We start from the raw sequence: 13,361 nt of genomic DNA, 5'->3' as shown, positions 1-13,361 counted from the left end.
GGGCCCGGCGTGGGTTAAGCTTGGGCGAAGCTAGATGCCGCGACCTATACGCTCGACAGCGCGACGCACATGAGTCTTCTGGCGCGCGCAGACGCGCGCACCCACCCCCTACCCCTCCCTGCAGGCAGGGAGGGGAGCACATGCGAAAAGGGCGCCGGTGGAGCCTCACCGGCGCCCTTATTGCTTTTCTTCACTCGGCGGCTTGGAGCAGCGCCCCCGCGTTGCGGCCGAGCAGCGGCAGAACCTCCTCCCCCACCCGATACGCCTCTTCGAGATGCGGGGTGCCCGCGAGGATGAAGGCGTCGGTGCCGCGCGCAATCAGTTCGTCGAGCCGGGCCGCGCATTGCGCATAGCTGCCGACGATGCCGAGCGCCGGCCCGCCGCGCAGCAGGCTGAATCCGCCCCACAGGTTCGACGCGACGATCAGCTGGTCGTAGCGCGTCGCCTCGCTCGGCTTGAGCGCCTGCTGGCGCGCGGCGCCGACCGAGTCGGTCGGGCCGCCCCGCGCCTGTTGCCGCCGCTCGGGACTGAGGCTCTCGAAGCCGGCGCGGACCTCGGCCCAGGCTTCCTCTTCGGTCGGGCGTGCGACGAGATCGACGCGCACTGCGCATTTCTGTTCGCCGCCCAGCGCCGCGGTACGTTCCTTGACCCGTGCGAACTTTTCGGTGAGCTGGTCGAACGGCTCGAGCCAGGAGAGATAGTAATCGGCGTGCTTCGCTGCGGATTGCAGCGCGGCGTCGGACGAGCCCGAGAACCAGATTTCCGGGATTTCCTCGCGTGCGAGCAGCGGAGACAGCCCGCCGTCGCGCACCTGGTAGAAGCGGCCGTCATAGGAGAAGCCCTCGCCGCCCCACACGCCCTTGAAGACGTCGAGGAACTCGGTGGTGCGGCCGTAGCGGTCGTCATGGCTGAAACCGTCGCCCCACCAGAGCTGCGACGGACCGCCACCGCCGGTGATGATGTTGAACACCGTGCGGCCGCCGGTGGCACGTTGAAGGCTCGCCGACATCCGCGCGGCGTGGACGGGATTGAGGAACCCGGGCTGGAACGCGATCATGAAGCGGAACGCCTTGGTCTCGCGCGCAAGCAGCGGCGAGATCACCCAGGGATCGTCGGTGTTAGGAAAGGACGGGATCAGCCCGCCGATAAAACCAACGCTCTCCGCCGCCCTGGCGATCGCGCCGAGATGGTCGATATAGCGAAAGCCGTCATCCTCGCCGTGGCGATCGAGCCCGGGGGCGACGTTCCGATCGCTGACCGGCGACCAGTCGCCGCGATCATAGGCAGTGTCGCGCAGGCTGCCGTGACAGCCATGGCTGGGCAGGCGCCAGTAGAAATCGATACTCATGCAGACCCTCTTTACGCAGCCGCCGCCACGCGCCCGGTGAGCGCGCGGAAGCGGGGAAGCACGTGCTGGCCGATGCGATACGCCTCTTCGAGCGAGGACGGTGCGGCCAGGACGAAATGGCGGAATCCCGCGCGGGCGAGATCGCCCAGTTGCTCGGCGACCTCGGCATGGCTGCCGACGATCGCGGTGTCGGAGAGCCCGGCGCGTTCGGCGTCGCGCCGTGCGTCCGCCGGATCATCGCGCGCAAGCACCGGCTGGATCAGGCCGAACTCGACCGTCCTGCCTTCACGCAGCGCAAGCGCATCGAGCGCCTCGACGCGCGCGCGCAGCTTCGCCAGGGGCGCGGCAGCGAACAGATGTATGTCGGCCGCGCGCGCCGACAGCGCCAGTGCCTCCTCGCTCTCGCCCTGCAGGAACACCTTCGGAAATGCGACGCGGTTGAGCGGATCGAGGAAGCCGCCGCCCTGGACTTGGAAATGCGCGCCGGCGAAGTCGAACGGACGCTCGGCATGGACGCCGCGCGCGACGGTGAGGAACTCCTCGACCCGCGCGGGCAACTGTTCCTCCGGGACGTGATCGCCGTCGCGGGCGCGCGCTTCGCCGTCGGCGGCGGCGGCGATCGCCCAGCCTAGCCGCTCGTGCGTCTGGCGCTGGAAGCTCACTGCCTGCTTGGCGGCATAGACCGCCGAGCCGACCGATGCCGGGAATTCCGGGATCAGCGCGAGCCGCGGCACCGCACGCGCGATAGCCGCGGCGACGATAGCGCTGTCGTCGGATTGCGGGCGATGCGGCACGAACAGCCCGTCGAACGCGGTCTGCGCCGCAGCCTGCGCGACCTGCGCGTAATAGTCGTAGCGGTTGAGCGCGGGGGTGCGGACATCGCGGAACAGCCCCGATTGCCGGGCACTCGTTTCGGACCGCGCCGCATCCTCTGCGACGTCGAGCTGCCAATAGGTCCGGATCGTCATGCCGCGTCCCTTTCGCCGGCAAAGGCAGGCGCACCGAGCCGCCCAGCGAACACGCTTTCGGCGATCGGCCGGCGCGCGCTGGGGCTCTCGCCCGAATGAAAATCGGCATGCAGCGTGTCGAGCGCGCCCTGGCGGCCCAGCGCGACGATCGTCTCGATCGCGAAGTCCTCGGGCACCGCGAGCAGCGCGCGCGCCGCGTCGCGGTCGAACCCGCCGATGCCGTGGGTATGCCAGCCGAGCAGCAGCGCCTGGTGCGCGAAGTTGGTCCAGGCCGCGCCGGCGTCGAAGCTGTGCGAGACATTGTCGACCAGCGCGCCGCGGCGCTCGACCTTGCGCTCGGACAGCACGACGATCAGCGCCGACGCCTGCGATGCCCACAGCGCGTTGCGCGGCGCGAGCAGCGACACGAAACCCTGCCAATGGGCGTCGCCATGCCGCGCGACCAGGAAGCGCCAGGGCTGCGCGTTCGATGCCGAGGGCGCCCAGCGCGCCGCCTCGAACGCGCTCGCCAGCACCGCATCGGGCACGGGCTCGCCGGTGAAGCTGCGCGGCGACCAGCGATCGACGAACAGGGGCTCGACGGGATGATCGGGCGTGCGGGCCATCAGCGCGGCTCCCTTCCAGGCAGGCGGACGAGGTTCGACGGTTCGCCGGGTGCCGCGGTGAGCTCGGCGAGGATCTCGTCCTTGAGCCGGTGGAGCAACGGCGCGGCGCGGTCGCGCGGGTGCGGCAGGTCGACTTCGACGATGCGGCGGATGCGCCCCGGATCGGGCGCCATCACCACGACACGGTCGCCAAGATACAGCGCTTCCTCGACATCATGCGTGACCATCAGCATCGTCGAGCGCTGCGCCATCCAGATGCGCTGGAGCTCGTTTTGCACCCGCACGCGGGTGAGCGCATCGAGCGCGCCGAGCGGCTCGTCGAGCAGCAACAGCTTGGGCTCGGTGACCAGCGCGCGCGCGATCGCCGCGCGCTGCGCCATCCCGCCCGAGAGCTGATGCGGATAGGCGGTCTCGAACCCGGTCAGGTTCACCAGCGCGATATGCTCGGCGACGATCTGCGCGCGTCGCGCCTTGGGCACGTCGGTGTTGAGCAAGGCGAGCTCGATATTCTGCTCGAGCGTCATCCACGGGAACAGCCGGTGATCCTGGAAGACGATACCGCGATCGAGGCTGGTGGTCGAAACGCGTTCGCCATCGAGCCGGATCTCGCCACGATACTCGTCGTCGAGCCCAACGATCAGCCGAAGCAAGGTCGACTTGCCACAGCCCGAGGCGCCGACAATGCTGACAAACTCGCCGGGGCGAATGTCGATGTTGATGCCTTCGAGCACGGTGCGCGGCGCGTCGGCGATCGTGAAGCTCTTGTGCAGGTCGCGGATCGCCAGCGCCCCGCTGGCGGCCGGGCCGCTATCGGGCGCGGGTCTCGCGAGCACTTCGTGGATCATGTGATACTCCTTCTCAGCGCATGGGCGCCTGCCAGCGCAGCAGATGCTGGCGGAGACGCAGGAACAGGCGGTTGATCGTGAAACCGAGCGCGGCGGTGACGAGGATCGTGACGAGGATGACGTCGAGCCGCTGCTGCATCTGGGCGAGCTGCATCGTCACGCCGAGCCCGCCGCCGACGCCGAGCAGGATCTCGCTGGCGATCGACGCGATCCAGGCAAAGGCGAGGCCCTGGGTCAGCCCGGTCAGGATCAGCGGCATCGCCGCGGGCAGCAGGATCAGCCGGAAGCGCTGCCACGGCGTGAAGCCATAGATCGCCCCCACTTCGATGAAGCGCCGCTCGACTCCGGCGACGCCTTCGAAGCTGTTTAGCAGGGTCGGAAAGAAGGCCGAGAGGCTGACCACGATCAGCTCGGTCCCCTGCCCCGTGCCCACCCACAGCCCGAGCAGTGGCAGCCAACCCATCAGCGGCACCTGGCGGATTGCCTGGAGCAGCGGATTGAGCAGGCGATCGAGCGGGCACCAGATCGCCATTGCCACGCCGAGCGCGATCCCCAAGGTGCCGCCGATCGCGAGCCCCGACAGACTGCGCGACAGCGTCGACGCCATGTCGGACACCAGGCTGCCCAGCAGCGCGAGCTCGACGAACGCCGCGCCGACCGATTCGATCGGCGCGAAGGCGAGCGCGTGCGCGCCGCCCGCATGGGCCTGGACCTGCCACCAGAGCAGGAACAGCCCCGGCGCGATCAGCCCGACGGCGATGCGGATCCAGCCGCGTGCGAGCAGCGCCTTCATGCGACCCTCCAGCGCGACGCGCGCCGCTCGATCGCCTTGGCGCCGCGATCGAGCAGGAAGCCGATCACGCCGCTGACCACCACGCCGGCGAGCACCACGTCGATCCGGAACATCTGGCGGCCCATCTCCATCATCTGGCCGATGCCGCTGTCCGCCGCGAGCAGCTCGGCAGCGATCAGCACCACCCAGGCGCGGGTGAGAGCCACGCGAAGGCCGGTGACCACCGCCGGCAGGGTGGCAGGAACGAGGATGCGCCAGATAAGATCGGGGAGCCGAGTGCGATAGACGCGCGCGACTTCGAACCACGCCTTGGGCACGCCGCGGATGCCATCGAACGCGGCGAGCGCGACCGGGAAGAAGGCGGCGAGGATGACAATCGCGACCTTGAACTGCTCGTCGATGCCAAGGAACACCACCAGCATCGGGATGAACGCGATCACCGGCACCTGCCACACCGCGAAGAAGAAGGGCGCGAACGCCGCTTCGGCGAGCCGCGACAGCGCGAGCGCCGCCCCGAAGGCTAGCCCCGCCAGCGCGCCGATCGCGAAACCGAGCGCCAGCCGGGTCATGCTTTCGCCGACATGGCGCTGGAGCTCGCCGCTCTCGCCGAGCTGCCAGAGCGTGCGCCCGACTTCGCTCGGCGGGACCAGCACCTGCGGCGGGAAGACCCCGCTCAGGCAGAGCAGCTGCCATAAGGCGAGCACCAGAACCGGCGCGAGCAGCGACGCCAGCGGCGACTGCCGGCGGTGCGGCGGTGCGGCGAATCCAGGAAGCGCGGCGCTGGCCATCAGGACGCCTTGGGCGCGGCAGCCTGCGCCTGGGCCGGCGCGGGCGCCGTCGGGCTCCAGAAGCCCTCGAGCTTGGCGTCGCGCAGTGCCGGGGCGACGAAGCGCCGATCGATCAGCTTGTCGACATCGACCTTGTTGCGCACCAGCCCGCGCTCGAAGGCATAGTCGGCGACCGAGCGGTAATGCGCGACCAGCTCGGCAGTGAAGGTCGGCGAGAAGCGCTCGCGCCACGGGATGCCGTCATCGGCATAGTCGCGCGCGATGATCTCGACCGGCATCGATCCGCGTGCCGAATCGTGGATCACGCGCTCGCGGTTGGCCTCCTGCGCCGACCAGGCGGCGGCGCGGACATAGGCGTTGACCACCAGCTGCGTCAGCTCGGGATTGTCGTCGACGAAATCACCGCGGCCGAACAGTTCGGCGCGCATCCGCCAGTCGGCCGGCGCCTGCTTGGTCGACCAGATCACGCGGCCCGCGCCCTTCTGCTCGAGCAGCAGCCCGTCGGACAGCAGGAAGGCCGCGTCGATATTGCCCGAGGCAAGCGCGGCGGGGGTCGCGGCGGGGTTGATGTTGACGATCTTGAAGTCGCTCTGCTTGAACCCGCTGGCGTCGAGCAGTTTCGAGAAGGGCAGCTCCCACGGCCGCCCGCGGTGGAGCGCGATGCGCTTGCCCTTGAGATCGGCGATGCTCTTCGCCGCCAGGCCGTTGCGCACCACCAGATAGCTGTGCAGCCCCTGCCCCATCGGCGCGACCAGTCGAAGCGGCACCCCGCCGGAGACCGCGATGATCGCAGGAAAATCGCCATAAGCGGCGAAGTCGATCCGCTTGCCAGAGAAGCCTTCGTTGATCAGCGGGCCGCCCACGGCAGTCGGCACCGGAGTCAGCGCCAGCGCGACGCCGCGCTTGGCAAGCTCGGCCTTGAGCCAGCCGTCGCGGACGACCACGCCGGTGAGACCATTATAGACCTGCCTCCCCTCGAACGGATAAGCGATCCCGGCGATCGTGACGGTCTTCGACTGCGCGCCGCCATTGCCGCGGAACTGGAAGACGGCCAGCGCCACGACGGCGATCAGCACCACCGCACCGATTGCCCATGCCTTGATCGATTTGGGTTTCCGGGTCGCCACGCTTCGCTTCTCCTTTTGCCGGAGAACGATGCACTTCACGTGCCAATCGGCGCCCGCGAGCGACGCGCACGCCACCGGCCGATTTCAGCGCCCGAAGCTGCGCAATTCGGCGCAGTTCGCGCCGTCCAGCTGCGCGAAATGCAGCGATTTGGGCAGCGCGGTGCCGCGCATGACTTGCTGCGCGGATTGGCATGCGGTTTGCTGAGCCCGATTGCGACAATCGCCGGTGATGGGAGACGGATGAAAATGGCAGCCAGCGCCGCCCCGAAGCCGGAATGTATCTGGATCACGCGTTGCCCGGTCCCAGCGGCATCGGGCGTCGCGTGGTCGCTCGGCTGGATGACCGAGGCGTTTGGCCGCGACGGCATCGGCGTCAAGCGCGTGCTCGAGACCGGCCTCAATCTGGTATCGCCCGATCCCGAGCGACAGGCGCGTGCGCTGTTTCGCGAGGGCGGCAACATCCAGGCGCTCGCCGCGCGCGCCGATGGCGCCCCTACCCGCGTGATCGGCCTCACCTGGATCGACGAGCGGCAAGCGATCATGGTCCGCCCCGACACCCGGATCATGGGGCCCGCCGACCTGAAGGGACTGCGCTTCGCCCTGCCCGGCTTCGCGCGCACGCGCGGCGAGAGCATCGCGCGCGGCATGGCGCTACACGGGATCAAGGGTGCACTCACGCTCGGCGGGCTCGACCTCGACGACGTGACGCTCGTCGATCTCCCCGCGCCGCCAGTCGAGCAGCCCACCGAGGCGGGCATGCGCCGGCTGTGGCTCGGACTCGAATGGCTTGCCGATAGGCGTGTCGATGCCGTCTATGTAAAAGGCGCTGCCGCTGCCGAGACCGCCGCGCGGCTGGGCCTTACGGTCGGCGTCGATCTCGACGCCTATCCCAGCCGCCTCGCGCGCGTGAACAACGGCACGCCGCGGCCGATCACCGTCCACGAGCACATGATCGAGCAGCATTTCGACCTGGTCGTGCGCTTCCTCGAACAGACGCTGCGCGCCGCCGACTGGGCATCGACCAACCTGCCGCAACTGCGGCACATTTTAGCGCGAGAGACGCTGGCGGGGATCGCCGCAGTGGATGCCGCGTATCGCAACGACTTCCACCGTTCGCTGCATCCCGATCTTTCCCCGGACCGCGTCGAGATGCTGCGTAACCAGGCCAACTTCCTCTGGCATCACGGTTTTCTCGAGGAGGCCGTCGATGTGGAGCGGTGGATCGACCCGCGTCCGCTCGACGCCGCACTGCTCCGGCGAGCCGCCGCGCTGGAGGCCGTGTAAAGCTCAGCTAGGGCACGCCGGTTATTTCCTACTTAATCAGTGGGAGTTTTGCTGTTACCCTGCGCGGCAACGGATCTGGAGGGATCTATGGTCGCAGTCCCGCACGAGCACATGATCGAAACCGCCGAGATCGGCCTGTCGTCACGCCAGCAGCCGGGCGGCCGCCCGCTGCTGGCATTCGATTCGGAGAAGCATCATTCGGTGGGGCCGCGCGCCCGCGCCTTCATCTTCTCCGATCCGCAGTCGCGCGCGCTGATCCCGCTGATCGAGCGCACCGCGCCGAGCGAAGCCAATATCCTCGTCATCGGCGAGACCGGCACGGGCAAGGAGCTGGTCGCACGCTACGTCCATTCGCTCAGCGACCGCGCCAACGGGCCGTTCATCGCCGTCAATTGCGGCGCGTTCTCGGAGTCGCTGATCGAAGGCGAGCTCTTCGGCTATGAGAAAGGCGCCTATACCGGCGCGCATCTCGCCCGCCCCGGCTGGTTCGAAGCGGCCAATGGCGGCACCTTGTTCCTCGACGAGATCGGCGAGATGCCGCTGTCGCTCCAGGTCAAATTGCTGCGCGTGCTGCAGGAGCGCGAAGTCGTCCGCCTGGGCTCGCGGACGCCTATCCCGCTCGACGTCCGCGTCGTCGCCGCGACCAATGTCGATCTGCACAAATCGGTGGCGAACGGCAGCTTCCGTCCCGATCTCTATTACCGCCTCCAGGTGGTCACGCTGCCGCTGCTGCCGTTGCGTGAGCGCCGCGCCGACATCCTGCCGCTCGCGCGCCACTTCCTCCAGACCTATGGCGACAAGATCCAGCCACGCCGGCTTGATCTCGGCCCCGCTGCCGAGGAAGCGCTCTACCGCCACGATTGGCCGGGCAATATCCGCGAGCTGGAGAATGCAATCTACCGCGCCACGCTCGTCTGCCAGGACGGGGTGATCCAGGTCGCCGACCTGGGCCTGTCCGGGTTCGTTTATGCCGATCCGGTAGCGTCCCTTTCGCCAGTCGATCCCGATCTGGCGGATCTCGAAGACCTCGTCCGTCCGCTGGTCGACACGCTGCTCAAGGGCGAGCACGATGCGCTGCTCGACCGGCTGGTCAGCACCGTCGTCACCGAGACCTTCGAGCGCTGCGCGTCGAACCAGATCAAGACCGCCGCCGCGCTCGGCGTCACGCGCAATGTGGTGCGCACGCACCTCAAGAATTTCGGGCTGATCTGACGCCGGCGGTGAAAACGCAGCACGCGGCCTGATCAATATCACGCACATTATCGCCGCATCGGGCGGCGAAGGCTCAGATCCCTCTCCAGAGCCGCTCTGGCACGCTCTTTGCTCCTTGTTTCGGTACCCCAATCCGGAGCAAGCCAATGGCGACACCGACCCCGCTCGAACTCTGGTTCACCCGCTGCCCGGTGCCCACCGCGACCGGCATCGCCTACAAGCTCGGCTGGCTGGCCGACGAATTCGCTGCCGACGGCATCGCGCTGCGTACCCTGCAGGAATCGGGCTCAGAGCTGGGGCGGCACCATTACGACCACCGTCTGCTCACGCTGATACGCGAGGGCGGCAACATGCTCTCGATCGCCGCGCACGCGCAGGGCGAACCGACCAGGCTGGTCGGGCTTACCTGGATCGAAGAGAGCCAGCTCATCCTCACCCGCCCTGACACCGGCATCGCTGGCGCCGCCGACCTCAAGGGCCGCCGCCTTGCGCTCCCTGGCTGGACGCACAACGACATCCCCAGCCATGTTCGCGGCACCAGCATCGCGCGCGGCATGTCGCTCGCCGGTTACAAGGGGGCGCTCGCCTCGGGGGGCCTGACGCTCGACGATGTCGAATTGGTCGAGGTGCCCGATCGGCTGCGCAACATCGGTGGCAGCGGGCGCGATGTTGCCCCGCGCCGCTCCGGGCTCGGCCGGCTATGGCTGATCGATGCGCTCGTCTCGGGCCAGGTCGATGCGATCTACGTCAAGGGCGCCGCCGCGCTCGACGACGCACGCGCAGCCGGGCTGAGCGTCGCGCTCGATATCGATGCGCTCCACGACCGCCGCTTCCGCGTGAACAACGGCACCCCGCGGCCGATCACGGTCCACCAGCATTTGCTAGACGAGCATTTCGACGTGCTGGTCCGCTTCCTCGCGGTGACGCTGCGCGCCGCCGATTGGGTCAAAGCCGAGCCCGACAGGCTGCGCGGTATCCTGGAGTTCGAGACCGAGGGCAGCCCGCAGGCGGTCGATCAGGCCTATCGCCAGCTGCACGAAGGGCTGCACCCGACGCTCGATGCCGAACGGCTCGCGCTGTTCGACCAGCAGAAGAAGTTCCTGTTCACCCACGGCTTCCTCGACGCCGATTTTGCGCTTGCCGACTGGATCGACCCGCGCCCGCTCGAAGCCGCCCGCGCGCTCGCCGCCCAACCCCTTACCGAAGCTGCCTGAGAGGAGACGCTGTCATGTCCGAACAATCCGGTCTTTCACCCGCAACCATCGCCTTCATCGCCGAGCAGGAACAGGACGCGCGCCTTGCCTTCCGCCTGCTGCGCGAAACGCGCACCATCTCGGCGAGCGGCACGCTGTTCATCGCCGTGCGCATCCCCGGCGAAGACAAGATCATCACCTTCAACTACCAGGGGCTGTGGGCAGACGACCCCGACGCGCCGCAGACCGCGGTGATCGATTTCGACGGCAACAGCTATTGGCACAACAAGCCCGGCGGCGCCGCGCGCTACGCCAAGCTGTTCCGCACGCACGAGGGCGTCCAGGCGGTCAGCCACGTCCACACCCCGCATCTCGGCGCCTATTCGCAGGCCCACGCCAAGCTGCCGCTGCTCTACGTTCCCAACCGCCGCTTCCGCTTCACCAGCGAGCTGCCGGTCTACATCAATCGCCGCCAGCCCGAGGTCGATTTCATCCTCGATTCGATCGAGGCCGACCGCGAAGTGCCCGGCATCGTCGAGGCCAATGGCGGCGCGACGGTGTGGAGCTGGAAGGGCCTGCGCGACCTGGTCAACACCATCGTCCTGCTCGAGGAAGGCGCGCAGTTCCAGATCCTCGGCCAGGCGCTTGGCGGCTCGCAGCCCTTCGGCCCTGGCGTGCTCGAACAGCAATGGAAGATGGGCAAGCTCGTGCCCCCCGATGCCAGCGTCTCGGACGACGGCACCATCCACTACGCCAACGCCGTCGCGGCCGAGTGAACGCGATGACCAGCACCAAGCGCCAGCTCGCCCTAGGGGTCTTCCTCACCCGCCACGGCCACCATCCCGGCGCGTGGCGCCAGCCCGGCGCGGCCAATAGCGGAAGGCCCGATTTCCGCTATTGGGCCGAACTTGCCAAGACCGCCGAGCGCGGCAAGTTCGACGTCGCCTTCTTCGCCGATTTCGTCGGCCAGGCGGGCGACAGCACCAAGGGGATCGAGCGGCGTCACGCGTTCCTCGACTTCGAGCCGCTGACGCTCGCCTCGGCGCTCGCCGCGGTCACCGACAGGATCGGGCTGGTCGCTACGGTCAACACCAATTTCGATCATCCCTATTCGCTCGCGCGCCGCTTCGCCTCGATCGACCATATCAGCGGCGGGCGGATCGGCTGGAACATCGTCTCCTCGCTCGCCGACGGCGCAGCGAGCAGCTTCGGGATCGACCAGCCGCCGAGCCATGCCGAGCGCTACCAGCGCGCCGCCGAGTTCGTCGATGTCGCGCGTGCGCTATGGGACAGCTGGGAAGACGATGCGTTCGACCACGCCGATCGCGAGACCGGACTCTATCTCGATCCGAACGACGTCCATCCGGTCAAGCATGACGGCCGCTACTTCCACCTGAGCAGCGTCCTTGATGTCGCCCGCCCGATCCAGGGGCATCCGGTGTTCGCGCAGGCGGGCAATTCGGAAGTCGGCCGCGAGTTCGCCGCCAAATATGCCGAAATGATCTACGCCGCCGCGCAGTTCATCGAGGATGCGCAGGGCTTCTACGCCGATGTGAAGCGCCGGATGGCACGCTACGGCCGCGATCCCGCCACGCTCAGGGTGATGCCCGGCCTGTCCTTCGCCATCGGCACCAGCAAGCAGGAGGCGCAGGACAAGTTCGCCGCGCTCGAGGCCGCGGTCGATTTCTCGGGCGAGCTCAACCTGATGGGGCAGGACGTCAGCGGCTCTCCGCTCGACGGCCCGCTACCCGACCTGCCCGAGCCCGAGAACGGCAAGGGCCGCTGGCGCCAGCTCACCGCGCTCGCCCGCCGCGAGAATCTCAGCATCCGCCAGCTCTTCCTGCGCTTCAACGCCGTGCGCGGGCACCGGGTGGTGATCGGCACGCCGATCGATATCGCCGACCAGATCCAGGACTGGTTCGAGCGCGACGCCGCCGACGGGTTCAACCTGATCCCGCCGCTGCTGCCGAGTTCGCTCGACGAGTTCGTCGACCTGGTGGTGCCCGAACTCCAGCGCCGCGGGCTGTTTCGCACCGAATACACCGGCATCACGCTGCGCGACCACCTGTCGCTGCCGCGCCCCGCGATCGCCGCCGTCCCGACCACCGGCCTCCTCTCCGCCGCCTGAAAGGAATTCCTATGGCCAATTCGCTCGACACGCTCTGGTACACGCGCTGCCCCGTCCCCACCGGGCTCGGCATCGCCATCCAGCAGGGCTGGCTGGAAGACGCATTCAAGGTGCAGGGCACCAGGGTCGACTCGATCCTCGAATCGAACGACTTCGCGACACGCGAATCGCACTTCAGCCACAAGGTGCGTAATTCGGTGCGCCATGGCGGCAACATTCCCGCGATCAGCGCGCGTGCGCTCGGCCGCGACACGCGGCTGCTCGGCCTGTCCTGGGCCGACGAGACCCAGTTGATCCTCGCCAGCCCGGAGTCGGGGATCGAGAGCGTCCGTGACCTCAAGGGCCGCCGTTTTGGCCTGCCCAATTGGAAGCATGTCGAGATCGACTTCACCCGCGCCCAGGCGCTGCGCGGGCTCGAAAATGCGCTTAGCCTAGAAGGGCTCAACGTTGGCGATGTCGAGCTGGTCGATCAGGATATCGAGAGCCATTACAGCGATGAGCCCGCTTCGAGGGTCGCGGGTACGCTCGCCGGGCGGCGCGGGCGCAACAACAACCAGGAAGTCGTCGCTTTGCTTCGCGGCGAAGTCGACGCGATCTTCCTGAAGGGCGCCCACGGCGCACAGGTCGCAAACCAGTTCGGCCTCACCACGGTGATCGACACCGGCGCGCATCCCGAGCCGCTGATCCGCGCCAATAACGGCACCCCGCGCACGCTCGCGGTCGACGGCCACCTCCTCGACAACCATTTCGACGCGGCGGTGACGATCGTCGAGCAGGTGCTGCGCGCCGAGGCCTGGGCGCAGGACCACCCCGACGAGGTGCGCCGCTATCTCGCACGCGAGACCAATGCGAGCGAATATTGGGTGTCGGTCGCCTATGGCAGCGATGCGCAGACCCGGCTGCGCACCGACCTCGCCGAGCAATCGCTCAACGCGCTGCAGGACTTCGCCGACTTCCTCCATCGCTGGAAGTTCATTCCGATCAGGTTCGACGTGCGGCAATGGGCCGATGCCCGCCCGCTCGAAGCCGCGCAGAACGCCCGCATCGCGGTCTGATCCCCAAGGCAGCGC

Annotated in this window: 13 protein-coding genes; 6 read left to right on the top strand and 7 right to left on the bottom strand. The window is 68.2% G+C overall.

What is annotated here, in order from left to right; genetic code table 11:
* Window positions 1-190: 190 nt before the first annotated feature.
* Genes RZN05_RS04340 through RZN05_RS04310 form a run of 7 tightly spaced genes read right to left on the bottom strand, consistent with a single transcriptional unit; the run spans window position 191 to window position 6,474 of the window.
* The gene (locus RZN05_RS04340; protein ID WP_317225398.1) at window positions 191-1,348 is read right to left on the bottom strand and encodes an LLM class flavin-dependent oxidoreductase; all 1,158 of its coding nucleotides are present in this window, start codon (window positions 1,346-1,348) and stop codon (window positions 191-193) included.
* 11 nt (window positions 1,349-1,359) lie between these two features.
* The gene (locus RZN05_RS04335) at window positions 1,360-2,316 is read right to left on the bottom strand and encodes an LLM class flavin-dependent oxidoreductase (protein ID WP_317225397.1); all 957 of its coding nucleotides are present in this window, start codon (window positions 2,314-2,316) and stop codon (window positions 1,360-1,362) included.
* Window positions 2,313-2,921, bottom strand: a complete 609-nt coding sequence (locus RZN05_RS04330; protein ID WP_317225396.1) for a nitroreductase family protein — start codon at window positions 2,919-2,921, stop codon at window positions 2,313-2,315. Before RZN05_RS04330 ends, RZN05_RS04335 begins: the two co-directional genes overlap by 4 nt.
* The gene (locus tag RZN05_RS04325; protein WP_317225395.1) at window positions 2,921-3,766 is read right to left on the bottom strand and encodes an ABC transporter ATP-binding protein; all 846 of its coding nucleotides are present in this window, start codon (window positions 3,764-3,766) and stop codon (window positions 2,921-2,923) included. Before RZN05_RS04325 ends, RZN05_RS04330 begins: the two co-directional genes overlap by 1 nt.
* Before the next feature lie 13 nt (window positions 3,767-3,779).
* Entirely contained in the window at window positions 3,780-4,559 is a 780-nt protein-coding gene (locus RZN05_RS04320) for an ABC transporter permease (protein WP_317225394.1), read from the bottom strand.
* The gene (locus RZN05_RS04315) at window positions 4,556-5,347 is read right to left on the bottom strand and encodes an ABC transporter permease (RefSeq protein ID WP_317225393.1); all 792 of its coding nucleotides are present in this window, start codon (window positions 5,345-5,347) and stop codon (window positions 4,556-4,558) included. The genes RZN05_RS04320 and RZN05_RS04315 overlap by 4 nt, the downstream gene beginning before the upstream one ends.
* Window positions 5,347-6,474, bottom strand: coding sequence for an ABC transporter substrate-binding protein (locus RZN05_RS04310; protein WP_317225392.1), 1,128 nt, complete (start codon window positions 6,472-6,474; stop codon window positions 5,347-5,349). The genes RZN05_RS04315 and RZN05_RS04310 overlap by 1 nt, the downstream gene beginning before the upstream one ends.
* Window positions 6,475-6,720: 246 nt before the next feature.
* Between RZN05_RS04310 and RZN05_RS04305 the strand changes: the two genes are divergently transcribed.
* The 6 genes from RZN05_RS04305 to RZN05_RS04280 all read left to right on the top strand — a co-directional run bounded on the left by RZN05_RS04305 (window position 6,721) and on the right by RZN05_RS04280 (window position 13,346).
* Window positions 6,721-7,758: an ABC transporter substrate-binding protein gene (locus tag RZN05_RS04305; RefSeq protein ID WP_317225391.1), complete on the top strand. Its 1,038-nt coding sequence runs from the start codon at window positions 6,721-6,723 to the stop codon at window positions 7,756-7,758.
* A gap of 87 nt (window positions 7,759-7,845) precedes the next feature.
* Window positions 7,846-8,970 (top strand): sigma-54 interaction domain-containing protein, encoded by a 1,125-nt coding sequence (locus RZN05_RS04300; protein ID WP_317225390.1) that lies wholly within the window; start codon window positions 7,846-7,848, stop codon window positions 8,968-8,970.
* 146 nt (window positions 8,971-9,116) lie between these two features.
* Window positions 9,117-10,184, top strand: a complete 1,068-nt coding sequence (locus RZN05_RS04295) for an ABC transporter substrate-binding protein (protein WP_317225389.1) — start codon at window positions 9,117-9,119, stop codon at window positions 10,182-10,184.
* A gap of 14 nt (window positions 10,185-10,198) precedes the next feature.
* Window positions 10,199-10,939: a class II aldolase/adducin family protein gene (locus RZN05_RS04290; RefSeq protein ID WP_317225388.1), complete on the top strand. Its 741-nt coding sequence runs from the start codon at window positions 10,199-10,201 to the stop codon at window positions 10,937-10,939.
* 5 nt (window positions 10,940-10,944) lie between these two features.
* Window positions 10,945-12,291, top strand: coding sequence for an LLM class flavin-dependent oxidoreductase (locus RZN05_RS04285; protein WP_317225387.1), 1,347 nt, complete (start codon window positions 10,945-10,947; stop codon window positions 12,289-12,291).
* An 11-nt stretch (window positions 12,292-12,302) separates the two neighbouring features.
* The gene (locus tag RZN05_RS04280; RefSeq protein ID WP_317225386.1) at window positions 12,303-13,346 is read left to right on the top strand and encodes an ABC transporter substrate-binding protein; all 1,044 of its coding nucleotides are present in this window, start codon (window positions 12,303-12,305) and stop codon (window positions 13,344-13,346) included.
* The last annotated feature ends 15 nt before the right edge of the window (window positions 13,347-13,361 follow it).

Source organism: Sphingomonas sp. HF-S4 (assembly GCF_032911445.1).
GTDB lineage: Bacteria > Pseudomonadota > Alphaproteobacteria > Sphingomonadales > Sphingomonadaceae > Sphingomonas > Sphingomonas agrestis.
The sequence above is the reverse complement of the archived record's forward strand: the minus strand, read 5'-3'. Positions and strand labels throughout refer to the sequence as shown.